The following is a 25515-nucleotide window of genomic DNA, read 5'->3' as shown; positions in this document are numbered from 1 at the left end:
ACCCGGTCGAGGGTGGTGGGGTTCCCGGCGAGGACGCGGGTCCGATGGCTCCTACGCGCGGCCGCTGTGCGGCCAGCCCTGGGCGTCGAACACGGCGGTGGGGTCGAGGTAGTCGCGCCAGTGCGCCACCTTGCGGTCCCTGACGGTCACGACGGAGACGAAGCGGTTGTCGTAGGGCCGCCCGGTGTGGACCGAGGTGCCGTGGACCTCGTACTCCAGGACGACCACCGAGGTCTCGGGGTCGCGGTGGACGCGGAGGTTGTCCGCGCCGTGCAGCGTCACGTAGTCGCCGTAGTCGCTGTACAGGTCGACGATCGCCTGGCGTCCCTCGACGCGCCTGGGGTATCCCGGCACGGTGATCACGAACTCGAAGACCACGTCCTCGGCCAGCAGGTCGTAGTAGTCCTCCCCGTCGACCAGGCCGTCCAGCCCCTCCTTGACGATGCGGAAGAACGGGCTGTTCGCCCCGACCAGGGGGGTGTCGTCGTCGACGGTCCTGCTCACTTCTCCTCCAGGGTCCACGTACCGGGCGTGGCGCTCGGCGAACTCGCGGACGGTCGTGGCCGGCCGGTGCCCTTCCCGGTGTCGCCGGTGGGCCTAGCGCCGTTGCCGGCGATGACGGCGATGGCGGCGATGCCGACGCCGGTGAGCCGGCGCAGCACCAGAGCGTAGTCGGCGGGGATACCGGCGGCGACCGCGCCGTCGACCACGTCTCCTGGTCGGTGTCCTCGTGGCGGACGGGGCGCGGTTGAGGAGCCCGGCCTCCGGTGCTCTGATTCAGGTGTCGCACCCGTCCGGAGGGAGTCACCGTGTCGCCCCACGATCCGATCCCGCCCCGGGAGGCCGCGGACCGGCTGGCCATCCGGGAGCTCGTCGACGCCTACGCGCACTGCGCCGACCGCCGTGACGCCGAGGGGCAGATGGCCCTGTTCACGGAGGACACCCGTTTCCTGGTCTTCATGGACGCCACCGCGGCCGAACCGACCCAGGAACTGCGCGGCCGCGACGCCCTGGCCCCGGTCTTCGACAACCTGAACACCTACCGGGCCACCACCCACTTCAACGGGCAGAGCACCGTGGTCCTGGACGGCGACCGGGCGAGCGGCGAGAGCTACTGCCTGGCCCACCACGTCTCCTACGGCACGGACGCCGAGCGGTCGATCATGATCGCCTCGATCCGCTACCTGGACCGGTTCGTCAAGCGCGACGGGGAGTGGTTCTTCGCCGAACGACGGCTGATGGTCGACTGGACCGAGACCCGCCCCAGCACCCCCTGAAGCAGGCAGGCCGGGGCGCGGCGGGCCTCGTCCCGTCAGGCGAGGAATCCGCCGTCGACGGCGAGGTGGCTGCCGTTGACGTAGGCGGCGTCGTCCGACAGCAGGAACGCGATGGCGGTGGCGATCTCGCGCCCGGTGCCGACCCGGCCCATGGGGATTCCGGTCCCGGCGACCCGCCTGGTGTCCTCGGGGTTGGCCCGGGTCATCTCGGTGTCGATGACGCCGGGTTGGAGTTCATTGACGCGCACCCCCTGGCCGCCGAACTGGATCGCGGCGGTGCGGGTCAGGCCGCGGATGCCGTGCTTGGCGCTGGAGTACTCGGCGGTGGGGCCGCCGCGGTCGGCGAACACGCTGGAGACGTTGACGATCGCGCCGCCGCCCGAGGCGAGGATCGCCGGGATCTCGTACTTGATGCCGTAGAAGAGGCTGTTGAGGTCGATGTCGACGGTGCGCCGCCACTGCTCGGGGGTCATGTCGGGCAGCGGGGTGAAGTCGCCGGAGACCCCGGCGTTGTTGACGGCGTAGTGCAGCGCGCCGAACGCCTCGACCGTACGGGCGACCGCCCGCTCGTTGTCCTCGGGGCGGCTGACGTCGCCGGGGACGGCGAGGGCCCGCCCGCCCGCGGCGGTGATCTCGGCGACCACCTCGGCGAGCCGGTGCTCGCGGCGGCCGACGACGGTGACGGCGGCGCCGCGCCGCGCCAGCAGGAGCGCGGTGGCGCGGCCCATGCCCGAGCCCGCGCCGGTGACCAGTGCGGCCTTGCCGTGGAACGGTCGCATGTCCGGGTTCTCCCTTCGGGACCTTGGGACTTCGGGACTTCGCGGCGGGCGTCTCAGCCGTTGGCCGGCAGGTCGACGGGGTAGGCGGCGCCGGTGTCGGCGGACGCGGAGACGGCCTGCCAGGCGGTGGCCTCGGCGAGCTGGCCGCGGGAGTAGTCCAGCGCCATGTCCGCGGCGCCGGCGCCCAGGAGCAGGTGGGTGGGCAGCCGGTCGGCGTGGACGAGCCGGACGAGGATCTGCGCCGCGCGGTCGGGGTCGCCCACGGCCGCCCCGCCGCCGCGCAGGAGGTCGGCGAGGGCGCCGACGGTGGCGCGGTAGTCGGCGGGTACGTCGTCGACCTCCATCGAGGCCCCGGCCCAGTCGGTGGCGAACCCGCCGGGCTCGACGACGAGGTAGCGGATGCCCAGCGGCGCGGTCTCGGCCGCCAGGACGCGGGTGAAGCCGTCCACGGCGAACTTCGCCGCCTGGTAGGAGCCGAGCCCCGGGGTGGCGCCGACGCGCCCGCCGACGGAGGAGAACTGGATCACGATGCCGCCGCCCTGTTCCTTCAGCAGCGGGATCGCGGCCTTGGAGACGTGGTAGACGCCCCAGAAATTGGTGTCGAACTGGCGGCGGAAGTCCTCCTCGTCGGCGGTCTCGACCGGGGCGAGGTTGGCGTACCCGGCGTTGTTGACCACGACGTCGACGGAGCCGAAGGCCGTACGGGCTGCGGCGAAGGCGGCCTGGACCGCGTCCGGGTCGGTGACGTCCAGGGCGACGGGCAGGACGCGGTCGCCGTAGCGGGCGACCAGGTCGTCGAGCTGCTCGGGCTTGCGGGCGGTGGCGACGACCCGGTCACCGGCCGCCAGGGCGGCCGAGGCCAGGGAGCGGCCGAAGCCGCGCGAGGAGCCGGTGATGAACCAGGTGCGGGTGTCGGTGTGGGTGCTCATGGATTTAGTGAAACACCGTTGCGCTAATAACGCAACGCCGGATTGTTATTACCGCAACCACGTTTCGCTAGACTCGACGGCGTGACCGACTCCGACTTCCAGCGCGCCCGCACCCCCGAGGCCAAGCGCGCCCGCGAGGACGCGATCCTCGCCGCCGCCGCCCGCCTGGCCACCGCCAACGGCGTCCGCGAGGTGACCGTGACCGCCATCGCCGACGAGGTCGGCATGCACAAGTCCGCGATGCTGCGCTACTTCGAGACGCGGGAGGACATCTTCCTGCGGCTCGCCGCCGAGGCCTGGCAGGACTGGTCGGCCGAGGTCCGCGACCGCCTCGCCGCCCTCACCCCGTGCGAGACCGCCTCGGACCCCGAATGGGCCCACGGAGCCCTCGCGATCGCGGGCGTCCTGGCGCAGTCGCTGGTGGCCCGCCCACTCTTCTGCGACCTGCTCGCGCACACCCCGTTGAACCTGGAGCGCAACGTCTCCCTCGACACGGTCCGCGCGTTCAAGGTCCGCGCCATCGCCGAGGTGGACGCGGTCGGCGCGGCCCTCGGCCCCGTCGCCCCGCTCGGCGCCGACCAGGCCCGCAGCGTCGTCACCACCGCCACCTCGATGGCCGGCGCCCTGTGGCAGATGGCCGCCCCCGGCACCCGCCTGCGCGCCTTCTACGAGACCGACCCCGAGCTCTCCCACTCCGTCGTCGACGTCGAGCCCCGCCTCACCGACATCCTGACCGCCCTGCTCACCGGCTACGCCGTCGCCGCCACCCGGCGCACGGAGGACGGATGGCCCCACGACACGCCCTGACCCCCGCACCGCTCCACCCCGGCCTCCACCGCACCCCGGCTTCGCACCGGTGCACGGAGTGACCGGGAAGCGGCTGCCTGTCCGTAATGAACGATTGTGTTCCCTATGCCCCGGGGATACCGTCGGTAGTGGTGAACGAATCCGTCCCCTTCCCGTCGTTCACCCCCGAACCCTTTGGGGGACCGCCATGGCCACCTCGCGCGCCCTGGCCGAGGCTTCGCCCGCGACCGCACGTCGGGGCCAGCACCCGGGGATTGCACTCACCGTCATCGCGGCGACACAGCTGATGGTCGTCCTGGACATCACGATCGTGAACATCGCGCTGCCGCACATCCAGCAGGCGCTGAAGTTCAGCACCACCGACCTGTCCTGGGTCATCAACGCCTACACCCTGACCTTCGGCGGGCTGCTGCTGCTCGGCGGGCGGGCGGGCGACATCCTCGGGCGGCGGCGGGTGTTCGTCGTCGGCGTGCTGGTGTTCAGCCTGGCCTCGCTGCTCGGCGGCGTCGCGCAGTCCTCCGCCTGGCTGCTGGCGGCGCGGGCCCTGCAGGGCGTGGGCGGGGCCATCGCCTCGCCCACGGCGCTGGCGCTGATCGCCACCAACTTCAAGGAGGGCCAGGAACGCAACCGGGCCTTCGGGGTCTACTCCGCCGTCGCCGGGGCCGGTGGCGCGATCGGCCTGCTGCTCGGCGGCATGCTCACCTCCTGGCTGTCCTGGCGCTGGGTGCTCTTCGTCAATGTGCCGATCGGCATCGCGATCGCCCTGCTGGCGCCGCTCTACATCAACGAGTCCGAGCGCCACCCCGGCCGCTTCGACCTGCCCGGCGCCCTCACCGCCACCGCGGGCATGGTCTCCCTGGTCTACGGCTTCATCCGCGCCTCCGACCACGGCTGGACGGACCCGGTGACGCTCACCGCCTTCGGCCTCGCCGTGGTCCTGGTCGCGGCGTTCGTGGCGAACGAGCGGCGCGCACGCCAGCCGATCATGCCCCTGCGCCTCCTACGGGACCGCAACCGCTCGGGCGCGTACGGACTGCTGCTCTGCGTGGCCGCGACGATGTTCAGCATCTTCTTCTTCATCACCCTGTTCGTCCAGGAGATCCTCGGTTTCAGCCCGCTGCGGGCCGGCTTCGCGTTCCTGCCGATCAGCGTGGCCATCGTCGGCGCCGCCCAGTTCGCCGCCCGCAACCAGCTGCGCTTCGGCCCCAAGCCCTTCCTCGTCGCCGGCTCGCTCCTGGTGCTGGGCGGGGTCGCCTGGGCGACGCAGATCGACATCGACAGCAGCTACGTCGGCGGCATCCTCGGACCGACCATGATGTTCGGCTTCGGCATGGGCTCGATCTTCGTCCCCGCCACCCTCACCGTCGTCTCCCACGTCGCCCCGCACGAGACCGGCGCCGCCACCGGCATGCTCAACACCACCCAGCAGGTCGGCGGCTCGCTCGGCCTGTCGATCCTGGTCACGGTGTACGGCACGGCCAGCCGCGCCGAGGCCCGGCAGCAGGCCGGGGCCTTCCTCCGGCAGGCCACCCCGCAGCAGGCCGCCCAGTTCCGGGCCACCGGCCGGCTCCCGGAGCCCTACTCCTCGCAGGTGCTGGTGCACGGCATCGCCAGCGCCTTCCAGCTGGGCCTGGTGTTCGCCGCGCTGGCGGTGGCGATCGCGGTGTTCGTCATCAAGGTCAGCCGGGTGCCGGTGCCGCCGGCCGTCAGCCCTTCGGGGGGAGGTGCTTGACAGGGCGTCAGGGTGACCGGGAGAGTCTTCCCCGTAATGGTTTTCATCTTCGATAACCGTTTGCGGGTGACCCCTGCCCGCCACGGGTCGAAGCCCGACCCGTTCCCGAAACCCCGACGCACCCCCCGAAAGAGGACACCCATGTCGCTCGACGTCTCCCCCGCCCTCCTCGCCCAGGCCCAGCAGGGCCGCGTCGACGAGGCCGAGTTCCTCGACACCGTGCGCGCCTCGCTCCCGTACGCCTACCAGGTCGTCGCCGGACTCAGTACCGAACTCGCGGCCGGCGACGCGGAGTTCACCACCGACAACACCACGCCCAGCGACGAGCAGCGCGCCCAGCTGCTGCGCGCCCTCGCCAGCAACGCGATCCGCGGCAGCCTGGAGAACCACTTCGGGGTGAAGCTCGCCTTCGTCAACTGCCACCGGGTCGGCGCCTTCCGCCCCGGCACCGAGGACGGCGCGGCGTACCGCGAGTTCACCTCGCTGCACAACCAGATCCGCAACCAGAGCCCGGAGCTGCGCAGCTGCTGACGGCGCCCCGGTGCGGCGGCTCCCACCCGGCCCGACAGGGTGGGAGCCGCCGCCGTACGTGTCGCCGTGTTGCGCACCGTTGCGGGCCGGTGTCCGGATCGCGCGTCGATCTTGTCGGGCGGCGCGGCGGCTGCGTACGTTCGAAACGCACCACCCGACCGGCCCGCCCCGGGCCGCCCCTCACCCCGCGGAGCCCACCATGTCGCCGAACCCCCGACCGCTGCGGAAACTCGGCTTCCTGACCATCGGGCTCTTCGACGAGGCGGACCCGCGCCGCGGCCACGAGTCCACCCTCGACCTCATCACCCTCGGCGAGCGGCTCGGCTTCGACAGCGCCTGGCTGCGCCACCGCCACCTCCAGTACGGCATCTCCTCCCCGGTCGCCGTGCTCGCCGCCGCCACCCAGCGCACCAGCCGCATCCAGCTCGGCACCGCCGTCACCCCGCTCGGCTGGGAGAACCCGCTGCGGCTCGCCGAGGACCTGGCCACCGTGGACGTGCTCTCCGGCGGGCGGCTCAATCCCGGCTTCAGCGTCGGCCCGCCCACCCACTACGCGCACCTGCGCGACGCGCTCTACCCCGACACCGGCGACCAGGAGGACTTCAGCCCTCGGCGCGCCGAGCGGCTGCTCGCCCTGGTCCGCGGCGAGGACGCCTCCGACTTCGCCGGCACCGAGGGCATCGAGGTGTACTCCCGCCGCGTCCAGCCGCACTCCCCCGGGCTGGCCTCCCGGCTCTGGTACGGCGCCGGCAGCCTGCGCTCGGCCCGCTGGGCCGGCGAACAGGGCATCAACCTGCTCACCAGCAGCGTCGTGAAGGCGGAGGGCGACGACGCGGAGCCGCTCGACTTCGCCGCCATCCAGGCCGCCCAGATCCGCGCCTTCCGCGAGCGCCACCCCGACGGCGACCGCGCCCGGGTCTCCCAGGGCCTGGTGGTCATCCCCACCGACAGCGCCACCCCCGAGCAGCGCGCCAAGTACCAGGCCTACGCCCTCGCCCGCGCCCCGCGCACCCTCGCCCCGCAGGGCCCGGCCCGGCTGCTGTTCGCCCCCGACCTGGTCGGCACGTCCGAGGAACTCGTCGAGCGGCTGCACGCCCACGCCGGCTACCGCGAGGTCGACGAGGTCGCCTTCGCCCTGCCGTTCACCTTCGAGCACGAGGACTACACGCAGATCCTCACCGACCTGGCGACCCGCCTCGGCCCCGCCCTCGGCTGGACCCCCGGCCAGGACTGACCGACCGCACGACTCCCGGGGGAGCACCATGGACGTCGACACCCTCGACACGGCCGGCGGCTACGGCCACCTCGTGAACCGCCGACGGCTCAGAACTCGCTGGTGTCCACGTCCAGTTCGAACGGCTCGGGCAGCCGCACCGGCACCCCGAACGGGTGCGGCCCCTCCACCCTGGTGTAACCGAGCGCACCCGGCTGGGAGAACAGCGTGCACGCCCGCTCCTGCCGGTCCACCAGGAGGTAGAGCGGCGCACCGAACTGGGCGTAGCGGCGGCGCTTCACCGTCCGGTCGGTGTCGGCGTTCGACGGGGACGTGACCTCGACCACGAGGACGGTCTGATCGGGAAGCAACGCACCGGGGTTGTTCACCGCCAGTTTCACCGGCACAAGGGCCAGGTCCGGGATGTAGTAGTTCTCGGTACCGGGCAGGTCGAGGTTGCCCGAGCCTGAACGCAATCCGAGTTCGCGCTGGCGGGGTCCGATCTGCAAGCGGATCAGATCGACGGTGTTCTCATGCTCCCAGGACGGCGACACGGGGGTGATGACTCCCTCAACGATCTCAACGCGTTCACCCGCGATGTGCTGAATCGCATACTTGAGGGCTTGCTCCGGGTTCGGCACGTGGCTGTAGTCGCCCGGGCCGATGTGCGCTGTGCTCACGTAGTGCTCTCCTGTCCGGCGCTGGTCTCAACGCTCAGGGGCTGCCCGGCGGAAAGACTACCGGGGTAACACCGCCGCATATGCACGCGCCACCAGACCTACCCGCCAAAACCGGACAACCTCGGGAAGCCGCCGCCCCGAGCCGGATCACCGTCACCAGGCATCAAGTCGCCGGTCAGAGCAGGCGCTTGATCTCGCCGCGTGCCCGGTAGAAACCGCCCGAGGCGGACTCCCGGACCTCGGCGACCAGGTAGCGGGCGCCGGGGATGCGGATGTCCTTGGGGAACTGCACCCGCCAGGACGGGTCGTAGCCCTGCGAGAGCACCCGCACGCGCAGCCGGGTGCCGTCCTGGACGCACTCGACCTCGACCTCGCCGCCGGTCCGGGCGGTGGCCACCGCGACCGTCTCCAGCCCGGCGCCGGCCCGCACCGGCTCCCAGCCCGCGCCCTTGACCTCGGCGGTCTTCGGCAGCGTGCCGTCCTCGGCCGCCCGCACCGCCTGCTCGCCGGCGTCCAGGCAGGCCAGCGAGCCGTCCGTCGTCACCAGGTAGAGCCGCCCCTCCCGGTACTGCATGCTGTACGCCGAGCCGCAGCCGGTGGCGAGCTTCCACAGCCGCGTGCCGTCGGCGGCGAAGCAGTACACCGAGGAGTGGTTGTCCCCCGCGAAGACGTACTCGCCGTCCGGGGAGGCCGCGCAGGAGAACACGCCGGCGTCGCAGCGGTAGGCGGCCACCTCGGCGCCGTCCGACTTGCGCAGCCGGTGCACCCAGCCCTGCCCGGTGCCGGCGAACACCTCGTCGGCCTCCTGCCAGCCGAACAGCACCCCGCCCCGGGTGGGGGTGTACCAGCGCTGGTCGCCGCTGCGGTTGTCGTAGCGGGCGACCCCGCGCGAGTGGCCGTGGTAGACGCCGTCGGCGTCGCAGCGCACCATCCAGCCGGACCGGCCGTCGGCCTGACGGCGCCACTGGAACTCGTCCTCGTGGTCCACCGTGGTCAGCCCGCCGCGCTCGTCGGCGACGCCCAGCACGCCGTCGTGGATGTCGAGCCAGAAGATGTCCACGTCCTGGGCTATCTCGTACGCCACCCGCGGGATCTTGCCGCCCAGGTCGTACACCTTGCCGTCGTCGCAGCCGGCGTAGATCCACCAGTCGTCCGCGACGATGCACTTCACGCCGTCCGGCAGGCCGTAGCGGGCCGTCACCTCGCCGTCGTGGGTGAGGGTGTAGACGTCGCCACGCTCGTTGCCGACCCAGGCGTGCTCCTCGCCGACGAAGATCCCGAAGGCGGGCGAGCCGGAGCGGAAGCGCCACAGCAGCGGCGCCTGGCGGGCGGTCGAGCGGCTGCTGACGATCTGCCGCCTGGTCACCTCCCGGCGCTGGCGCACGCCCCGGACGGCCGGGGCGTAGCCCTTGCGGACCTTCTCGCCGATCTTCTTCGCCGCCGCCGAGGCCGCCTTCTCCGGGCTCGGGTACGTCGTCGCCTTGCTCTGCCCGGGCTCGCCGATCCGCCCGTACCGTACCGTCACCACCTGGCCGACGAGCCGCACCTCGTAGAACTTGTGCGCACTCCCCTCGTCCTCGGACAGTTCGAGGTACGTGACCTGCTCTTCCACGGCGACGGACACGGCGCGGTCCCCTTTCGGGCGACGGAGATTTCGGGCAAGGGAAACGGGGGCCGGCGGGACCCGCCCGCCGACACCCCACAAGCTACGACCGGGCACTGACAATCGGCTCCGGTCACGGGCGGGACCCGTGAGGTCAGCCCGGGTCAACCAGGAGGGCGCAGCCTCCAAGATCCCCGACCTCGTCACCCGCGATCAGCTCTGCGTCTCCTCGCGGCGTCCGACAGCGGCCGCATCGGGTACGACGAGCAGCTTGCCGGTGGTACGCCGAGCCTCCAGATCGCTGTGGGCCTGGGCGGCCTCGGACAGTGCGTAACGGCCCGTCACGGTGACCTCAAGCGCCTTGGAGCGCACCCACTCGAACACATCGGCGGCCCGTCGGAGCAGTTCGGACCGATCGGCGATGTAGTGCCCGAGGCTGGGCCGGATCAGGGTCAGCGAACCGCCGTGGGCGAGCCGAATCGGATCGAACGGCGGCACGGCACCACTTGCCGCGCCGAAGAGCACGAGATGGCCGCGGGTCCGCAGGCTGGCGAGGCTCGCATCGAAGGTGTGCGCGCCGACGCCGTCGAAGACAACCGGCAGTCCCTGACCGCCGTTGAGCCGCCTCACCTCGGCTGCGAGATCGTCGACTGCGGAGGAGAGGATCACCTCGGCGGCCCCGGCACGCTTCGCCAGCTCGGCCTTCGCCGTGGTCGACGTCGTGCCGATCACCCTGCCGCCGAGATGGGTGATGAGCTGGGTCAGAAGCAGCCCCATGCCACCGGCAGCCGCATGCACGAGCACCGTGTCGCCCCCCTGAACCGGGTAGGCGTCCTTGACGAGATAGTGCGCGGTCATGCCTTGGAGGAGCACCGCGGCGGCTGTCTCGAAGCCGATGTCGTCGGGCAGCGGCACCAGCCGGGAGGAGTCCACGACGGCCCGCTCGGCGTACGCGCCGGGAATCTCCACCCAACCGACCCGGTCCCCGACTGCGACGTCAGCGACGCCGGGTCCGACTTCGACGACCGTTCCGGCGCCCTCGGCGCCCGGGGTGAAGGGCAGCGGGACGCTGTACCGGCCTTCGCGGTGGTAGACGTCGAGGAAGTTGACCCCGGATGCGGCGACCTCCACGACCGCTTGGCCCGGGCCCGGCGTCGGTTGATCGATATCGACCAGTCGCAGCACCTCGGGACCGCCCACTTCGGACATCTGAATCGCTCGCATGACCCCTCCTGAAACGGCAGACTTCCCTCACCGAACTCCACTCGTGGCGATCTTATTTCCGCTCGCGGTGAGGTGCCGTAGCCGTCACGTCCAGGTCAGCGGCATGAAGCCGGCCGTACCGCGGCAACTGCCCTGGAGCCCGCGGCTGCGGCTGCGGCTGCGGCTGCGGCTGCGGCTGCGGCCGAGCATCGTTCAGCGTGCCGGCTCAGGAGGTTCGGTGGGCCTGTCGAAGGAGGTGTTCCCGCTCGGAGTGGCTGGTGGTCTGCTCCGCGGCCGCGCGACAGTGCGTGACTGCGGCCTCGTGGTCACCGGCCAGGTCGAGCAGTTGGGCCCGCACCGCCCCGCCCTCCCGCGTCCGGCCGACCGCCCAGGCGGCGGCGATCCGGGCCAGGTACGGCACGGCGGCCCAGGGGTGAGCGTCCTGGCCGGCGAGGGCGGTGGTGGGATCCATGGGCGGGATCCTGGCGGTCGGGACCGACCGACCCGGTGTCAGCGCCCGGCCGCCGCCCGTTCCCCGTCCAGCAGGCACACCATGTGGAGCTTCGCGACGGGCCGGCCGGCGACCAGGACGGCCTGCGGCTCCCGGCCCCACACCTCGAAGCCGCAGGAGGTGTAGAGCCGCAGGGCCGGTTCGTTGCCCTCCGAGACGGTCAGCAGGACCTGCCGCAGCCGCCCGTCCCGGGCCGCCGTGCGCAGCACCTCGCGCACCAGGGCGCGGCCGATGCCCCGGCCGGCGGCGTCGCGGGCCACCGCCATGCCGTAGAGGGTGGCCTTGTGCCGTTCCTGACTGCGGCTGGGCACCTTCAGGCCGGCGGTGCCGACCAACGCGCCTCTGCCGCGTGCGGCAGCGGTGTTGTCGAAGGCGCCGATCAGGGTGCCCGGCCCGTCCTGGGCCTCGGCGAGGCGGCGCAGCGTCGCGGCCAGGGGCTTGCCGGCCTCCTCGGTGTGGCTGGAGGTGAAGGCGCTCGGTGTCTCGCGCAGCGCGGCCAGCCGGAAGCGCCGGTACGGTTCGGCGTCGGCGACACCCAACGGGCGGAGGGTGATCAGGTCAGCCGAGGCGGACACGGGTGCACCTCGTCACGTACGGGAGGGCGATCTCCTCGCGGCCGGCCAGGTCCGGGTGGGTGGCGAGCAGCTGCTCGACGTCGGCCAGCAGGCGGACCCGCTCGTCCTCGGGCAGCGCGATCACGTAGCTGCGCGAGGCGACCATGTCGACGATCCCGGCCCGGGTGGTGACGTGCTCCCAGCGGATCTCCAGCCGCTCGGGCGCTCCGAACGGCGCCGGGAGGGCCGGCCGGGTGTCGATCCGCTGCGGCGCCGAACGGTGCATCAGCACGCCCAGGGCGGCCGCCCACGGCTCGGACTCGTCCCGGACGTTCCACACCAGCGCGAGCGTCCCGCCGGGGGCGAGCACCCGGGCGATCTCCGGCACGGCGGCCGCCTGGTCGAACCAGTGCCAGGCCTGGGCCACCACCACCGCGTCCACGCTGCCGTCCGGCAGCGGGATGCGCTCGGCCGAGCCCGCCCGGACGGCCGCCTTCGGCACGGCTGCGGCCAGCCGGGCCCGCATCCCCTCGTCGGGCTCGACCGCCACCACGTCCAGGCCCGCCTCGACCAGCAGCCCGGTCAACTTGCCCGTCCCGGCGCCCAGGTCGAGCACCCGACGGGCCTCCCGGGGCACCGCCGAGCCGACCAGCGCCCGGGGGTAGCCCGGCCGACCGTGCTGGTACGCGTCCGCCGCCACGCCGAACGACCGCGCCCGCAGCCTGCCGGCCCACCGCCTGGTCGCCCCCTGCCGCGTCATCCCGCAGGCCCGCCCGATCTCCTCCCAGGTCGCCTCCCGCCCGCGCCGCAGCTCCTCCACCAGCTCCGTCCGCCGCCCCTCCAGCGCCTCGATCACCCCCGACAACCGCCGCAGCCCCTCCACGCCGCCGCCACCGGCCACGTCCTCCGCCACCCGCCGACCTAGATCACCTGTCTCCATGGCCCGGCACTGTACGGAGCTTCGGCGGAGGTCGTCAACAGCTATTGCCTGGTGGCGCAACATCTGTTGCCTCCGGTCGCGCCACCGGCCCCGGCCGGGGTGCGGCCGGGGCCCGTCAGCCGCCCGCTGTCACAGCGGCCGGAGGGTGAGCGCGAACTGCGGAAGCGTCAGCAGGAGCAGGGCGGTGCCGGCCTCGATCCAGCGGTACTTCGCGCGGATGATCGCACTGGTACCGGCCAGCGCCGACAACAGCGGCCCCGCCGGGTCGTGCCCGGCCCGCTCGAAGGCACGGCGCAGCCGCTCGGGGCCCGCCCCCGGCGCGATGTGCTCGAAGTACCCCGGACCGTCCGCACCACCCCGCCGCCCCTTGCGGTGGCGCGGCACCAGCGCGGAGGCGAAGCAGCCGACGGCCAGCAGGGCGCTGGCCGTGGCGCTCCACCGCAGGAACGGGACCAGCCAGGCCAGGGAGCCGGCGCCGGTACCGCCGCCCAAGGGGATGAACGTGGCGAGCACCGCACCGGTGAACGCCAGGAACACGGCGGCCTTGGTGTCGGCCCGGACGAGTTCCGCGCTGTTGGCCGCCATCAGGCGCTCCATCGCCGACACCGAGGGCGGGCTGGACGCCGCCGTCGGCGCGGTCGGCCGGCGGCTCCTGCCCCTGGAGCGCCCGCGCGGCCCGGCGACCGTGCGCCGCCGCGACGGCTGCCGGCGCACACGTATCCGCACACGCGCCGCCCCGGTCACCGCGGGCTCCCGTTCGGCACACCGCCGGACCAACCGTTGACGTTCGAGTGGAGCTTGACGAAGTCCGGCCCTGAGGACTGTGGGGACTGCGAGGCGGGCCCGGGGACCTGCCGCCCGAGGGCGACCAGGCGGTCGCGCAGCACCTTGGAGATCTCCTCCTGCTCCTGCTCCGTCAACTTGCCCAGCATGAGCGCCATCCGGTCTTCCCAGGTGGTCTCGCCTCGGAGCAGGTCGGCGTGGTTGACCACCCAGTCCAGGACGTCGCGCACCTCGTCGGGTTTCCTGGCGAGCCAGAGCCCGGCGAGGGCAACCGGTCCGTCCTGGACGGACCGTCGGCAGAAGGCGTACTCCTCCTGGTTCTTCGCCATCCAGTCGAACGGCATATCCGTCGCATCCGGCGCCCCGAGCCGCAGTTCGTTTCCGTGCTCGCGCTCGGAAACACCCGTGACCCGGTAGCTGAGACCGAAGTGGGGCAAAACGTACGGCGCCGCGAGGTACTGCATCAGTTGATCAGGGCCCAGGCTGGTTTGCGCGGTGACGAACCGCTCCCTGAGCTGGTGCAACCGTCCGTCGAGGTCCTTACGGACCGGCAGCCAACCCCGACTGGTCCTGGTACGCACGACCTGTGCGGCATCGTGGACCCACCACAGGACGTGGACCTCCACCGATTCCGTGCCGTACGGAGTGGGGAGGCCGACCCCGCGGAGGCCCGAACGCTCATCGAGCTCGACCAGGTACGCCCGGTCGAAGCCGCGGAGCCCCAGCCGCGCCGCGGCTCCGCCGTCCTCCCCCATGCCATCCGGTCTCGGACGGCTCGCCATCAGTTGGTGGTGCATCCCGGCCCGGTCCACCAGGACCAGGGCACGGTCACGCCGTCCGGACCAGCGGTACCGGAGGATCTCCCGCCAGGGGGCGCGGGTGGCCTGGGTGTAGATGGGCAAGTCAGCTTCGACGGTCATCGGATCCTCCGAAAGCAGGGGCGGAACGATACGGCTGCGGCTCGCCGCGCCGCCAGGCCTCCAGCGTGCGACGGGCGATGACACGCCCGACCAGGTCAAGGTTGTCGCTGCTGTCGATCTCGACGAATAGCCCCAACTCACCCGGGCGCATCTCCCATGAGAGCGCTATGAGCAGCGTTTCGACGGCGACGCGAAGCGGCTCGTCCCAGATCGCCTCGTGGCACCAGCCAATCAGCATGTTGCTCGTGTCAGCGAAAAGCCTCTCGTCATTGAGTGACCTTCGGATGAAGGCGATCACAGGCTCGACGAACTCACCCTCAGGGCTGAGCTGTTGCCTGAACCAGGACAAGTCCCACAGCAGTCCGGGAAAGGCCATGTGCGCGAGCTCCGCGTCACGACCCGGTTTGCCGGCCCATTCCATGAGCTGCCGGAAGACAACCGACTGGTTCCCGCCCGCGAAGAGGCTCACCAGCGACCAGCGCACCGCCCCGGCGACCGTGTCCTCGTCTTCTTCCTCGCCTCGATAGCAGCCCCGGAGCAGGGAGAGCGCGAGTTCCGGCCGGGATGCACCGAAGTCCCGGCCGCAGGCATCAGCCACGGTTGACCGAAGCCTCCAACCGCCGCTGATGCTCCAACGACCAAGGCGGTGCTTCACCTCGCCTGCGAGCATCGGGTCTTGCGCCGCGATGCCCAGGGCATATGCGGCCGTGCTACGGCTCTGCGCGCGGTCGGATCTGGCCAGGTCATGGATGTGGCTCAGCGCCCTGCGGCCACCACTCCATGTTGTGGCCAGACCCACCACACGGCCCATGGGCTCAGCCAGGTCACGCTCGGTACCGGGAACCTTGTCGATCCACTCGGTCAGCAGTCCCGACACCTCGGCGTACTGCCGCCACACGTACCGCAATACCGTCTCCGCCTGCCGGTGCCGCTTGAAACGCACCGGCTCCACCGTGTAGGCGTAGCCCGAGATCTCCCGACGCTCACTCGGCGAACACTCGGCACGGATGGTCGCCAGCAGCTCGTCCAACGAGCGCCGGAAGACAAACCTCGGATTCGGTTGCGGATCCTCGTGGCGCACGACCCGTCTCTGCTCGCCCTCCCGGTCCGCGCCGACCCGCACAACGGCGTCAAGCCGACCGTCGGCCAGTGCGAGCAACCGGTCGGTCTCCTCCCGGACGATCCGGTGGTCGAGCCCCTCCAGGACGCTTGTCACAAGTAGGAACGCCAGGGCATCCGGGTCCTCGCGAAGCTCTTTCAGGAGGTCGGGGACCTCCGTCTCCGCGAGGAAGCTGAGCCGTTGGCCGAGGTCAGCCGGATCGGGGCCGTCGTCTCCGGTTCGGCTCACCTCGTCGACGAGTTCAGCGACCTGGGCCGGCACCAGCTCGGGCGCCAGCAGGTCGTCCAGGTCCTCTGCCAAGCGGTCCAGCAGTGCCTGTCGTCGCCCCCTGTGGGACACCACTGCCTCCAGGCGCGCGTCAAAGACCGCGCGTGGCAACGGAGGCGTGTAGCGCACCGGGCTGTGCTCCAGATCGCGGGCCACGCCGCGCAGCCGGTCGGCGTTGTCCGGCAGCATGACCACCATGAAGGCCTTGGCGTCCTCCAGCCTCTGGCGCAGCTTGGCGATCGAGGCCGGTCCCAACCGGACCGTGGGCGACAGGCCGTGTACCAGGTAGCCGCGCGCCTCGGCGTGCGTCGGCTGCCAGGACGACAGATCCGAGTCGCTGTCGAGCGCGCGCAGGGCCATGCTGTTCCCACTGCTCTCGACCAGAAGATTGAGGGCGGTGGTTCGGCGCCCGGTGCCGGGTTCACCGGCGAGGAAGAGCAGGCGGGTGCCGAGCGTACGCAGCGCCTCGGGGAAGCAGTCCGGCTCCGCGAATCCGGTTCGGGCGGCCATGACCTCCACCGTGGAGATGGGGCCGTCCTGTGCCTCCACCTGCTCGCCCCCGACCGGGGCGGCCCCGGCCGCGCCGTTCTCCACTCGCTGGTCCCCGTGCACGGAGCCGGTGTTGATGTTTCCACCCGGTGCGTAAATGAAGTTCGACCGCCGCGCGGATCCGGGCCGGGTACCTGCTCGATTGGCGAACTCGGCGTCGAGTTCCTCGAAGTCGACGAAGTCGAAGTCGAGGGCCGGATCGTCGGCTCTGCCCGATTTCCCGGAGCCGGGCCCGTCCGAGCCTCCTGCGCCGGCCCCGTCCGGCGGCGGCACACGACCCCCGCCGGACGGCCCCTCGATGGCCGGGCGCTCGTCGGGGTTCACCGGCGGTGCTCGTTCTTGTCGCCGTGGACGATGTCGCCCAGGTTGCCGTTGACCGTCCCCACCTTGTGCCCCTCCACGCGGTCGCCACCGTAGGAGTCACCGCGCACGTTGGTGACGGTCTGGCTGCCGTGCACCGTGCCGGCGTTCAGGTTGCTGCCGTTGCCCCGCTGGTTCACCGCCGTGCGCGGCGCGCGGCGCTGCTCCCCGCTTCCGTCCGCCGCCCGCTTCGCCCGTCCCTCCTTCTCCTCCCGTCCTTCCTGCTCCTCCACCACCGCGTCGCCGAGGATCCTGCGGTCGTACAGGTTCCCGGACGGCGTGGGCACGTACAGCCACGCCCGCTGGTCGAAGCGCTTGCCCTCGACGGTGGCCGGCACCTCGATGAAGTGGTCGGGGTGGCGCCCGGTGTATCCGCCGGCCACCGCGTCCTGGTAGCAGCGGTCGGACAGGATGGCGGCGACCTGGGTGATGCTCGCGTTGGAGGCGGCCAGCATGGCCTTCACCGGACGGGAGTCGAGCAGCCGGTGGGTGTCGTTGCGCGGGGTGCCGTTGCCGTCGAACTCGCCGCCGTCGTCCGGGAGCGGGCCGATGTTGAGGCTGACCCGCAGCCGGATGCGCACCGTCCCGACCGAGTGCACGTTGAACTCGGTGAGCACCTCCTGGAGGGTGTTCAGCCAGGGGTGGATCAGGAAGGGCATCCAGGCCGGGTCGAAGCCGAATACGTACCCGTCGCCGGTCGAGTTGGGGAAGCGCCGGTCCTTCCAGACCTCGCCCAGTCCGGCCCGCTCGAAGGAGAGTCGGAGCAGCTGCGGCACGTTCGCGCTGATGGTGCCGTGCTCGATCGCCGGGTACCCGGTGAAGTCCTTGGCGTCGACGGCGACAATGCCCCGGTATGGCGGGAGGTGCCGGCTGCGGCTGTACGGCAGGGCGCTGGCCTCGGGCATCGGCTGGTCGAACTCCGTCATTCTCTGCTCCTTGTTGTTCCGTGCTGACCTTGCGCCACCAAGCTTCGCGATCCGGCGTCGCGCGGTGTGCTCGCTCGGTGCGGTACGCGAGTGACGGATGTCACATCCGAGGCCGCGCGGGTCAAGGAGTGCTGGGACGGAGCGTCAGTCGCGCGGAACGTCAGCCGCTCGCCGGAGTGCGGGGAGGTCGTCGAGGGCGATGGACTTGCGGCCGGCCTCGACGCGGTGGGCGGCCAGGGCGGTGAGGCCCGCGGTGACGGTGTTCCGGGAGACGCCGAGGTGCTGGGCCAGTTCGTCCCGGGTCAGGGCGAGTTCGATCCGGCGGCCGGGCGTCTGCGCGAGGCCCGTGGAGAGGTCGGCCAGCGCGACCAGGGCGGCCGCCAGCCGGGGGACGACGTCGCCGCCGATCCGGGCCAGATCGGATTCCCGCAGCCGGCCCATGGCGTAGCGGACCATCACGGGGAACAACCCCCGCTCGGCGACGAAGCGCAGGAAGGCCTCCTTGGTGAGGACCGCGACCGTGCAGTCCGAGATCGCCTGGACGCTCGCGGAGCGGACGCCGTCGTCCAGAACGGCCACCTCGCCGAGGAGTTCGCCCGGGCCGCGGAAGGCCAGCAGCCGGACGTCCCCGTTGCGTTCCCGTCGGCTGACCTTGGCCACTCCGGTCCGCAGGGCGAGGACGTGGGTGCCCGGTTCGCCCTGGCGCAGCAGGGTGGCGCCGATCGGGTGCCGGCGTTCGAAGGCCTCCTCCAGCATGCCCGCCCACACCGCGTCGCCCATGAGGTGGCGCAGGGTCCGGCCCAGCGCGGCCGGTGTGCGGCTGTCGTGATCGTTCATGCGACGACCCTAGGAGGGGCGGCGCACCGGACGCAGCCGAATCGGGCCCGGCCGCGGCTCCCCTTCCGGGTGATTGCCGCGCCTCCGGTTGACCGGAGTCACCGCGCTTAGCACGAACTCGGCGCGAGACGCGGGGACTTGGCGCGGAAACCCTTCGCATGAGCGAATCCGGCGCGGGTCGGCGGCGCGCGGGCGGCGCGACGAGAAGCCTGGTGGGTGGGCGGTGGCCGCTCCGGTTGCGACTGGCGTGCGAAATGTCGGGACTGTCCGGCAGATTGCCACAAGTCGGTTGCGGGACGGTATTTTTGACTTTCGGTCAGGATGTCCTGAACTTGGCTATGCTGCACCACCACGCCTCCGGAGCCGCTCCCCCCGCTTTTGTCCGTACTGTTCCGATCGTTTGAGGATGCTGAATGCTTCGAGCTGGATCGTCACCCGCCAGACGGCGCCGAGCACCCCTGCTCGGCTGGTTGTTGCCGACGGCCGTGATGGCGGCGGCCGTGGCGGTCGCCGCGGTGGCGGTGTCCGCCGGGGCCCGGGCCGGGGTGCTGTGGTGCGGGGCGACGGGCACCGTGCTGGTGGCCGTGGTGGCCGCCGAGTCGGCCCGCCGGGGGCGGGCCCTGAGCGAGTCCCGTGACCTGCACGCCCGGCAGGTGGAGGAGTGGCAACGCAGGTTGGCCGGGCAGGAGGACGAGCTGGACCGGCTCGCCCGGGTGGAGATGCGCAGGGTGGTCGCCGGGGCCCGGTACGGGTACTCCTTCGACGTCCTGACCCGCCCGTTCGAGGAGAGCGAGGCGCCCGTCTCGCCACGGTTCCGCCGCTCCCTGGTGGCCGTCACCGAGGCCGTCGCCAAGGCCGTCGACGACGAGGTCAGCCGGCGCGACTCGGCCGAGCGGGCCTTCGTCAACATCGCCCGCCGGGTCCAGGCGATCATCCACCGGCAGGCCAAGGACCTGCGGGAGATGGAGGACCGGCACGGCAACGACCCGGCGGTCTTCGACGACCTGCTGCGCCTGGACCACGGCAACGCGCTGAGCGGCCGCCTGGCCGACAGCATCGCCGTCCTGTCCGGTGCCCGCCCCGGCCGCCAGTGGACCCGTCCGATCGCGCTCTACAGCGTGCTGCGCGGCGGCATGTCCCGGATCCTGGAGTACCAGCGGGTGGACCTGCACCCGGTGGCCCAGATCTCCGTCACCGGGCCGGCCGTCGAGCCGCTGATCCACGCCGTCGCCGAGCTGCTCGACAACGCCACCCGCTACTCCCCGCCGCACACCCACGTGCACCTGAGCGCCTCCGAGGTGCAGAGCGGGATGGCGATCGAGATCGAGGACGGCGGCCTCGGCCTCACCGACGAGGCCCGGTTCCGCGCCGAGCGCTCGATCCGCGAGGCGATGGTCTCCAAGGACTTCGACGACCTCACCGAGTCCCCCCGGCTGGGCTTCGCCATCGTCGGCCGGCTGTGCCAGGCGTACGGCTTCCAGATCTCGCTGCGCCGCTCCGCGTACGGCGGCGTTCGGGCGGTGCTGGTCGTGCCGCAGGAGCTGCTCACCACCGCGCCGCCGACCGGGCGGGCGCACGGCATCGGCGCCTTCTCCGGCCCCCGCCCGCTGCCCGCGAACCCGCCCCGGCACGCGGCCGCGGGCCGCCCCTGGGGCACCCGGACGACCTCGGCCGGCGTCGGGCCGTCCTACGGCTCGACCAACCCGTGGGGGCCCTCCGGCCCGGGCGCCGGGGACGACGAGGTGATCGTGACCGAGTGGACGCCCAACGGCCTGCCGCAGCGCCGGCGGAGCCGTCCGATGATGCCCCGGGGCGGCTTCGGCGGGGCCGCGCGCCCCGCCCAGCGCGGCACCGCGCAGCCCGGCGGGCCGACGGCGCAGCCGCCCGGTCCGCTGGCCGGCCCGCCGGCCCAGGCGTCGCGCCCCGCCAAGGAGCCGAAGCAGCCGGGCCTGTGGCTGGAGGCGTTCATGGACGGCATCAAGGGGACCGGGCCGAGCCCGTCCGGTCCGGCGGGCGCCGGGCGCGCCACGGACGCCGAACAGACCGGTGCCGGACGAACGGCCACCGGGCAGACGGACGCCGGGCAGTCGGGTGCCGGACGCACCAGCGCCGCACACACCAGTGAAGAGACGGCAGGGAAAGGCGAGCAGTGATTCCGCACCGCAGCAACATGGACTGGATCCTCAACGACCTCGCGCACAGCGTCCCGTGCGTGCGCCACGTCATCGTGCTGTCCGCCGACGGCCTGCGGATCGCCCAGTACGGCACCGACCCGGACACCGCCGACCGCCTCGCCGCCGCCTGTGCCGGGCTGCAGAGCCTGGCCGGCGCGATCGGCCACGAGTTCCCGCACGGCGACGGCTCGATGCGGCTGGTGGTGATCGAGGTGGACGGCGGCTACTTCTACCTGATGGCCGCCGGTGACCGCGCCTACCTCGCGGTGCTCGCCGACGAGGGCGTGGACGCCGGGCTGGTGAGCCACCAGATGCGCGACCTGGTCGCCCGGATCGGCGAGCACCTGTCCACGCCGCCGCGCAACCCCGAGGCGGTCGCGTGAACCGCCACCCGTCCCGCCCTGCCGCGCCGAGCTCCGGCGGCGGGACGGGCACATGAACGAGCACAGTGAGGCGGTGGCATGACGGCCGCGCAGGGCGGCTGGGACGGCCCCGAGCCCGACCGGCTGTACGTCATCACCCGGGGCCGCAGCGGCCCGTCGGGGCCGGGGGTCTTCGACCTGGTCACCCTGATCGTCTCCCGCGCGGAGCCGACCCCCGCCCACCAGCCGGAGCACGCCGCGATCCTGCGGCTGTGCCGCTCCCCGCTCTCGGTCGCGGAGGTCTCCGCCTACCTGGAGCTCCCCGTCAGCGTGGTCATCGTGCTGCTGGCGGACCTGCTCGACGACGGGCTGATCGAGGCCCGCAGCGCCGCCGTGCCCGCGGCGGAACTCCCCGACCGTGCCCTGTTGGAGGCGGTGATCCATGGACTTCAGCGGCTCTGACACGGTGGTCGGGCCGGCCGGGGCGGACCTGCTGCCGGACTCCGTCACCACGGCGGTCAAGGTGGTGGTGGTCGGCGGCTTCGGCGTCGGCAAGACGACGCTGGTCAGCGCGGTCAGCGAGATCCGCCCGCTGACCACCGAGGAGACGATGACCCAGGCCGGGGTCGGGGTGGACGACCCGACCGGCGTCGAGCAGAAGACCTCCACCACGGTCGCCATGGACTTCGGCCGGATCAGCATCAGCGACCGGCTCGTGCTGTACGTCTTCGGCACCCCCGGCCAGGAGCGGTTCTGGTTCCTCTGGAACGGCCTGTTCGAGGGCGCCCTGGGCGCGGTGGTCCTGGTGGACACCCGGCGGCTGGAGGTCAGCTTCGAGGTGATCGGGCGGCTGGAGGAGCGCGGTGTGCCCTTCGTGGTGGCCGTCAACAGCTTCCCGGAGGCCCCGGCCGTTCCGCTCGACGAGCTGCGGAGCGCGCTGGACCTGCCGTCCGAGGTGCCGATCGTCAGCTGCGACGCGCGCAGCCGGGAGTCCAGCCGGGACACCCTGATGACCCTGATGCACTACCTGTACGAGCTGGCCGTCCCGGCCACCGGCTGAGCAGGCACCCATGCCCGCTCGCCGGCCACCCACCGTCCGCCCGAGCCCGTCCGCTCGTCACCGAACCCCACCCGCGACCGGAGACCCCGTGACCACCCCGATCCCCGAACCCGCCGGCCCCGAATCCGTCGGCTCCGCGCCGGCCACCGCCCCGCCGCCCGGCTGCCCGGCCCACGCGGGCGGCGGCATCGCCCCGACCGGCCCCGGCGGCCTGCGCCGCCTGTACGGCCCGGAGGCCGAGGCCGACCCGACGGTCCTGTACGACAAGCTGCGCGCCGAGCACGGCGAGGTCGCCCCGGTGCTGCTGCACGGCGACCACCCGGCCTGGCTGGTGCTCGGCCACGGCACCAACATCACCGTGATGCGCACCCCCACGCTGTTCTCCCGGGACTCGCGCCTGTGGAACGCCTTCCGCAACAACGAGGTCCCGCCCGACTCCCCGCTGCTGCCGGTGGTCGCCTGGCAGCCGATCTGCGTGTTCGCCGACGGCGACGAGCACCGCCGGCTGCGCGGGGCCCTGCTGGACGGCCTGAACGGCTTCGACCGGCGCGGCATCCGCCGCCACGTCCGCCGCTTCACCACCGACCTGGTCCAGGTGGTCGGGCCGACCGGCCAGGCCGAGCTGATCTCCCAGTTCGCCGAGCACCTGCCCATGCTGGTGATGACCAAGCTCCTCGGCATGCCGGACGAGTACGGGCCGCAGCTGGTGACCGCCGCCCGGGACCTGATGAAGGGCACCGAGACGGCGATCGCCAGCAACGAGTACGTGGTCGCCGGTCTGCGCCGGACCATCGCCCTCAAGCGCGAGCACCCCGGCGACGACCTGACCAGCCGTCTGCTGGCGCACCCGGCCGGGCTGACCGAGGACGAGGTGATGGAGCACCTGCGGGTGGTGCTGCTCGCCGCGAACGAGACCACCGTCAACCTGATCGCCGACTCGCTGAAGATGGTGCTCACCGACCCGCGCTTCCGCGCCCACCTCTCCGGCGGCCAGATGACCCTGGGCGAGGCGCTGGACCAGGTGCTCTGGGACTCCCCGCCGATGTCCCTGGTGGCCGGCCGCTGGGCGACCGCCGACACCGAGCTGGGCGGCCAGCAGATCCGGGCCGGGGACCTGCTGCTGCTCGGGCTCGCGGCGGCCAACGTCGACCCGGTGGTCCGCCCCGACCTGGCGGCCCCGCTGTACGGCAACCGCTCCCACCTGTCCTTCGGCGCCGGGCCGCACGAGTGCCCCGGCCAGGACATCGGGCGGCACGTCGCCGAGGCCGGGATCGACATCCTGCTCACCCTGCTGCCGGACGTCCGGCTCGCGGTGCCCGAGGAGGAGCTGGTCTGGAGCTCGGCCTGGATCTCCCGGCACCTGACGGCGCTGCCGGTGGAGTTCACCGCCCGCGACATCGAGCCGGACCCGCTCTCGGTGGCGGAGGCGGAGCTGGCGGAGGCCGACGCGAAGGCGGAGGCGGAGGCAGGGGTGGAGGCAGGGGCGGAACAGGCGAAGGCGGCGCCGGAGCGGGGCGTCCCGGCGGCCCCGACGATCCCGGCGCAGCGCCGCGGCTGGTGGGACGTGCTCACCGGCCTGTTCCGGCGCTGACCGGCACCGCCACTGACCGACACCGGCGCCGGTGTCGGTCAGTGGCGGTGGCGGAGGCGGTCAGCCGTCGCGCCCGTCCGTCCGGCGCCGGTACAGGGTGAAGGTGTCCACCGGGGTGAGGTCCCCGTGCGGTCCGTCGAAGGTGTAGTAGGTGACCTTCATGGTGGTGGTGCCGCCGCGCCGGTCGCCCGGGTCGACCTCGAAGGCCGCGAAGCCGTGGGCGTGTTCGCGGTCCTGGACGGCGGCCCAGGGCGCGTCCTCGGTGAGCCAGACCGACTCCCGGTAGGGCGCGCCCGGCTTCGGGTCCTCCAGCCCGATGACCACCCGGCCCTTGGGCTGCTCGAAGAGGTCGTCCTGGGTGGTGGCGGCGTTGCCGCCGGCGCCGATGACCATGTGGACGGTGCCCCGCCCGGTGTCGACCATGTCGGTGCGGGTGCTGGTCGGCACCGGGGTGCGGGCGTCGTTGGGCAGGGTGCCGCGGACGGGGTGGGAGCGCTCGTAGTAGTGCTCGTGGCCGCACACCACCAGGTCGACCCCGTAGGCGTCGAACAGCGGGCCCCAGGTCTCGCGCAGGCCGAGGTCGCTGCCGGAGCCGTGCTTCGAGCTGGAGATCATCGGGTGGTGCATGCAGACCACGATCCAGTCGATCGCCCGGTTGTTCCGCGTCGTCCGCAACTCCCGCTCCAGCCAGCGCCGTTGGGCTCCGCCGGAGAAGCCGCGCAGGTAGACGTCGCCGGAGTTCTGGATGGCCTCGTCGTCGTTGGCGAGGCTGATGAAGCGCACCGAGCCGACGGTGAAGGCGTACCACAGGCCCCGGGTCTCCTCGTCGGAGGAGGCCGAGGAGTCGGGGAGGGAGAAGTACGCCTGGTAGCCGAGCGCGCCGATCGGGCCGTTGCCGCCCTCGTTCTCGTGGTTGCCGACGCAGGGCATCCAGGGCCGCAGCCGGGTGGAGCGGCTGTTGCTGATGAACCAGTCGGCCCAGGTCGCGGTGCGGCTCTGGCCGTGGCGGCCGGCGTAGGAGGAGTAGCAGAGGTCGCCGTTGATGAGGTTGAACAGCGGGCCGACGCGTTCGACCGCGGCGACGATGTCGGCGGAGGCCGCGGTGCCGACCTGGCTGCTCATGAACACCGGGTACTTGCCGAGCGGGGAGGGCATGCCGTCGGGGAAGGTGATCCGGCGGCGGAGGTTGGGCGCGGCCTGGTCGCCGAAGCTGGTGAAGGTGAACGGGGCCCGGCCGCGCGGGGCGGTGGTGAAGGTGCCGGTCTCGGGGGTGGCCCCGTCGTGGCCGGCGCTGTAGAGGTAGGTGGTGCCCGGGCGCAGGCCGGTGAGCCGCGCGTGGTGGACGTACACCTCGACCTTGTCGATCGAGTCCCGGTAGGTGCGGGTCTCGGCCTGGACGACCCGGCCGAGGCCGCCGTCCGGTGAGCCGTACCGCACCTGCGGGCGGCGCACGGACTGCGGGGTGAGCCAGGAGACGGTCATCTCCGTGCCGGCGTCGGTGCCGAACTGGAGGTGCAGCCCGGACACCGCGGCCGTTCCGGAGCGGTGCGGGGTGGTCTGCAAGAGCGGGCTGGTGGGCGCGTCGTCGGCCGGCTGGGCGGCCGCGGGTTGCGCGGCCGCCGTCGAGGCCGCGGCCACCAGGGCGGCTCCGGCCGCCGAGGTGCCCTTGAGGATGGACCTGCGTGCAATGGTCATGAGGACTCCGCCTGCCGAGTGGGGGTTCGACAGGCAGTCACTTTAATGACATGTGCACGTAAAGACGATCGTTTTCGCAGCTTCCGTTCGCACGCTTCGTTCTCAGGCCTCG

The 25515-nt window shown here is 72.5% G+C and carries 26 protein-coding genes; 10 read left to right on the top strand and 16 right to left on the bottom strand.

Annotated features, from left to right (window positions below; all coding sequences use genetic code 11):
- Positions 1-51 precede the first annotated feature (51 nt).
- Together ACFVU7_RS27505 and ACFVU7_RS27500 are read right to left on the bottom strand one after the other, a co-directional pair.
- Positions 52-504 (bottom strand): nuclear transport factor 2 family protein, encoded by a 453-nt coding sequence (locus ACFVU7_RS27505; RefSeq protein ID WP_049650237.1) that lies wholly within the window; start codon positions 502-504, stop codon positions 52-54.
- Positions 501-710 (bottom strand): hypothetical protein, encoded by a 210-nt coding sequence (locus ACFVU7_RS27500; RefSeq protein WP_388047651.1) that lies wholly within the window; start codon positions 708-710, stop codon positions 501-503. The genes ACFVU7_RS27505 and ACFVU7_RS27500 overlap by 4 nt, the downstream gene beginning before the upstream one ends.
- Before the next feature lie 99 nt (positions 711-809).
- Here ACFVU7_RS27500 and ACFVU7_RS27495 point away from each other — a divergent pair, with 99 nt between their 5' ends.
- Positions 810-1277 (top strand): nuclear transport factor 2 family protein, encoded by a 468-nt coding sequence (locus ACFVU7_RS27495; protein ID WP_049650238.1) that lies wholly within the window; start codon positions 810-812, stop codon positions 1275-1277.
- A 35-nt stretch (positions 1278-1312) separates the two neighbouring features.
- On the opposite strand, the gene ACFVU7_RS27490 is transcribed toward ACFVU7_RS27495, so the two are convergent.
- Positions 1313-2056, bottom strand: coding sequence for an SDR family NAD(P)-dependent oxidoreductase (locus ACFVU7_RS27490; protein WP_388047648.1), 744 nt, complete (start codon positions 2054-2056; stop codon positions 1313-1315).
- Positions 2057-2109: 53 nt separating this feature from the next.
- The gene (locus ACFVU7_RS27485) at positions 2110-2985 is read right to left on the bottom strand and encodes an SDR family NAD(P)-dependent oxidoreductase (RefSeq protein ID WP_388047646.1); all 876 of its coding nucleotides are present in this window, start codon (positions 2983-2985) and stop codon (positions 2110-2112) included.
- An 81-nt stretch (positions 2986-3066) separates the two neighbouring features.
- Between ACFVU7_RS27485 and ACFVU7_RS27480 the strand changes: the two genes are divergently transcribed.
- From ACFVU7_RS27480 to ACFVU7_RS27465, 4 genes are all read left to right on the top strand, one after another.
- Positions 3067-3792 (top strand): TetR family transcriptional regulator, encoded by a 726-nt coding sequence (locus ACFVU7_RS27480; RefSeq protein WP_388047644.1) that lies wholly within the window; start codon positions 3067-3069, stop codon positions 3790-3792.
- 187 nt (positions 3793-3979) lie between these two features.
- Complete coding sequence (locus tag ACFVU7_RS27475) at positions 3980-5524, top strand: MFS transporter (protein WP_388047643.1); 1545 nt, start codon at positions 3980-3982, stop codon at positions 5522-5524.
- A gap of 141 nt (positions 5525-5665) precedes the next feature.
- Entirely contained in the window at positions 5666-6055 is a 390-nt protein-coding gene (locus ACFVU7_RS27470) for an SCO5389 family protein (RefSeq protein ID WP_049650243.1), read from the top strand.
- Between the two features lie 199 nt (positions 6056-6254).
- Positions 6255-7289, top strand: coding sequence for an LLM class flavin-dependent oxidoreductase (locus ACFVU7_RS27465; RefSeq protein ID WP_388047641.1), 1035 nt, complete (start codon positions 6255-6257; stop codon positions 7287-7289).
- An 89-nt stretch (positions 7290-7378) separates the two neighbouring features.
- Here the strand turns inward: ACFVU7_RS27465 and ACFVU7_RS27460 are convergent, their stop codons facing one another.
- From ACFVU7_RS27460 to ACFVU7_RS27410, 11 genes are all read right to left on the bottom strand, one after another.
- A complete protein-coding gene (locus ACFVU7_RS27460; protein WP_079272261.1) occupies positions 7379-7948 on the bottom strand; it encodes a Uma2 family endonuclease in 570 nt (189 codons plus the stop codon).
- A 175-nt stretch (positions 7949-8123) separates the two neighbouring features.
- On the bottom strand, positions 8124-9572 hold the full coding sequence (locus ACFVU7_RS27455; protein ID WP_241852931.1) for a WGR domain-containing protein: 1449 nt from the start codon (positions 9570-9572) through the stop codon (positions 8124-8126).
- A 192-nt stretch (positions 9573-9764) separates the two neighbouring features.
- Complete coding sequence (locus ACFVU7_RS27450) at positions 9765-10775, bottom strand: quinone oxidoreductase (protein WP_375877297.1); 1011 nt, start codon at positions 10773-10775, stop codon at positions 9765-9767.
- A gap of 205 nt (positions 10776-10980) precedes the next feature.
- A complete protein-coding gene (locus ACFVU7_RS27445; RefSeq protein WP_388047639.1) occupies positions 10981-11226 on the bottom strand; it encodes a hypothetical protein in 246 nt (81 codons plus the stop codon).
- A gap of 38 nt (positions 11227-11264) precedes the next feature.
- Positions 11265-11840 (bottom strand): GNAT family N-acetyltransferase, encoded by a 576-nt coding sequence (locus tag ACFVU7_RS27440; RefSeq protein ID WP_388047637.1) that lies wholly within the window; start codon positions 11838-11840, stop codon positions 11265-11267.
- A complete protein-coding gene (locus ACFVU7_RS27435) occupies positions 11824-12759 on the bottom strand; it encodes a class I SAM-dependent methyltransferase (RefSeq protein WP_079272263.1) in 936 nt (311 codons plus the stop codon). Before ACFVU7_RS27435 ends, ACFVU7_RS27440 begins: the two co-directional genes overlap by 17 nt.
- Positions 12760-12888: 129 nt before the next feature.
- Entirely contained in the window at positions 12889-13344 is a 456-nt protein-coding gene (locus ACFVU7_RS27430; protein WP_388047635.1) for a Pycsar system effector family protein, read from the bottom strand.
- 155 nt (positions 13345-13499) lie between these two features.
- Positions 13500-14462, bottom strand: coding sequence for a hypothetical protein (locus ACFVU7_RS27425; protein ID WP_388047632.1), 963 nt, complete (start codon positions 14460-14462; stop codon positions 13500-13502).
- Positions 14446-16722 carry a hypothetical protein gene (locus tag ACFVU7_RS27420; protein ID WP_388047630.1) on the bottom strand — a complete coding sequence of 759 codons (2277 nt, stop codon included), beginning with the start codon at positions 16720-16722 and terminating at the stop codon, positions 14446-14448. The genes ACFVU7_RS27425 and ACFVU7_RS27420 overlap by 17 nt, the downstream gene beginning before the upstream one ends.
- Positions 16719-17684 (bottom strand): hypothetical protein, encoded by a 966-nt coding sequence (locus tag ACFVU7_RS27415; protein ID WP_388047627.1) that lies wholly within the window; start codon positions 17682-17684, stop codon positions 16719-16721. Before ACFVU7_RS27415 ends, ACFVU7_RS27420 begins: the two co-directional genes overlap by 4 nt.
- Positions 17685-17828: 144 nt before the next feature.
- On the bottom strand, positions 17829-18521 hold the full coding sequence (locus ACFVU7_RS27410; RefSeq protein ID WP_241852933.1) for a Crp/Fnr family transcriptional regulator: 693 nt from the start codon (positions 18519-18521) through the stop codon (positions 17829-17831).
- A gap of 413 nt (positions 18522-18934) precedes the next feature.
- Here ACFVU7_RS27410 and ACFVU7_RS27405 point away from each other — a divergent pair, with 413 nt between their 5' ends.
- The 5 genes from ACFVU7_RS27405 (at position 18935) to ACFVU7_RS27385 (ending at position 23708) form a co-directional block, all read left to right on the top strand.
- On the top strand, positions 18935-20674 hold the full coding sequence (locus ACFVU7_RS27405) for an ATP-binding protein (RefSeq protein ID WP_388047624.1): 1740 nt from the start codon (positions 18935-18937) through the stop codon (positions 20672-20674).
- A gap of 17 nt (positions 20675-20691) precedes the next feature.
- Positions 20692-21078: a roadblock/LC7 domain-containing protein gene (locus ACFVU7_RS27400; RefSeq protein WP_181970384.1), complete on the top strand. Its 387-nt coding sequence runs from the start codon at positions 20692-20694 to the stop codon at positions 21076-21078.
- Between the two features lie 78 nt (positions 21079-21156).
- Positions 21157-21519, top strand: coding sequence for a DUF742 domain-containing protein (locus tag ACFVU7_RS27395; protein ID WP_380670015.1), 363 nt, complete (start codon positions 21157-21159; stop codon positions 21517-21519).
- On the top strand, positions 21500-22117 hold the full coding sequence (locus ACFVU7_RS27390) for an ATP/GTP-binding protein (RefSeq protein WP_375877289.1): 618 nt from the start codon (positions 21500-21502) through the stop codon (positions 22115-22117). Before ACFVU7_RS27395 ends, ACFVU7_RS27390 begins: the two co-directional genes overlap by 20 nt.
- An 88-nt stretch (positions 22118-22205) precedes the next feature.
- The gene (locus ACFVU7_RS27385) at positions 22206-23708 is read left to right on the top strand and encodes a cytochrome P450 (protein ID WP_388047621.1); all 1503 of its coding nucleotides are present in this window, start codon (positions 22206-22208) and stop codon (positions 23706-23708) included.
- A gap of 60 nt (positions 23709-23768) precedes the next feature.
- On the opposite strand, the gene ACFVU7_RS27380 is transcribed toward ACFVU7_RS27385, so the two are convergent.
- The gene (locus tag ACFVU7_RS27380) at positions 23769-25403 is read right to left on the bottom strand and encodes a purple acid phosphatase family protein (protein ID WP_388047619.1); all 1635 of its coding nucleotides are present in this window, start codon (positions 25401-25403) and stop codon (positions 23769-23771) included.
- Between the last annotated feature and the right edge of the window lie 112 nt (positions 25404-25515).

Origin of the sequence: Kitasatospora sp. NPDC058046 (assembly GCF_042885595.1) — a bacterium.
Taxonomy (GTDB): Bacteria; Actinomycetota; Actinomycetes; order Streptomycetales; family Streptomycetaceae; genus Kitasatospora.
Note: the sequence above shows the minus strand (reverse complement) of the source record. Positions and strands in the feature narration are given on the sequence as shown.

Excerpts from the sequence above, each read along its gene's own strand:
- ACFVU7_RS27435 (WP_079272263.1), bottom strand. The coding sequence starts at position 12,759 with ATGGAGACAGGTGATCTAGGTCGGCGGGTGGCGGAGGACGTGGCCGGT.
- ACFVU7_RS27465 (WP_388047641.1), top strand. The coding sequence starts at position 6,255 with ATGTCGCCGAACCCCCGACCGCTGCGGAAACTCGGCTTCCTGACCATC.
- ACFVU7_RS27405 (WP_388047624.1), top strand. The coding sequence starts at position 18,935 with ATGCTTCGAGCTGGATCGTCACCCGCCAGACGGCGCCGAGCACCCCTG.
- ACFVU7_RS27445 (WP_388047639.1), bottom strand. The coding sequence starts at position 11,226 with ATGGATCCCACCACCGCCCTCGCCGGCCAGGACGCTCACCCCTGGGCC.
- ACFVU7_RS27395 (WP_380670015.1), top strand. The coding sequence starts at position 21,157 with ATGACGGCCGCGCAGGGCGGCTGGGACGGCCCCGAGCCCGACCGGCTG.
- ACFVU7_RS27430 (WP_388047635.1), bottom strand. The coding sequence starts at position 13,344 with ATGGCGGCCAACAGCGCGGAACTCGTCCGGGCCGACACCAAGGCCGCC.
- ACFVU7_RS27415 (WP_388047627.1), bottom strand. The coding sequence starts at position 17,684 with ATGACGGAGTTCGACCAGCCGATGCCCGAGGCCAGCGCCCTGCCGTAC.
- ACFVU7_RS27490 (WP_388047648.1), bottom strand. The coding sequence starts at position 2,056 with ATGCGACCGTTCCACGGCAAGGCCGCACTGGTCACCGGCGCGGGCTCG.
- ACFVU7_RS27485 (WP_388047646.1), bottom strand. The coding sequence starts at position 2,985 with ATGAGCACCCACACCGACACCCGCACCTGGTTCATCACCGGCTCCTCG.
- ACFVU7_RS27400 (WP_181970384.1), top strand. The coding sequence starts at position 20,692 with ATGGACTGGATCCTCAACGACCTCGCGCACAGCGTCCCGTGCGTGCGC.
- ACFVU7_RS27410 (WP_241852933.1), bottom strand. The coding sequence starts at position 18,521 with ATGAACGATCACGACAGCCGCACACCGGCCGCGCTGGGCCGGACCCTG.
- ACFVU7_RS27475 (WP_388047643.1), top strand. The coding sequence starts at position 3,980 with ATGGCCACCTCGCGCGCCCTGGCCGAGGCTTCGCCCGCGACCGCACGT.
- ACFVU7_RS27450 (WP_375877297.1), bottom strand. The coding sequence starts at position 10,775 with ATGCGAGCGATTCAGATGTCCGAAGTGGGCGGTCCCGAGGTGCTGCGA.
- ACFVU7_RS27470 (WP_049650243.1), top strand. The coding sequence starts at position 5,666 with ATGTCGCTCGACGTCTCCCCCGCCCTCCTCGCCCAGGCCCAGCAGGGC.
- ACFVU7_RS27380 (WP_388047619.1), bottom strand. The coding sequence starts at position 25,403 with ATGACCATTGCACGCAGGTCCATCCTCAAGGGCACCTCGGCGGCCGGA.
- ACFVU7_RS27390 (WP_375877289.1), top strand. The coding sequence starts at position 21,500 with ATGGACTTCAGCGGCTCTGACACGGTGGTCGGGCCGGCCGGGGCGGAC.
- ACFVU7_RS27425 (WP_388047632.1), bottom strand. The coding sequence starts at position 14,462 with ATGACCGTCGAAGCTGACTTGCCCATCTACACCCAGGCCACCCGCGCC.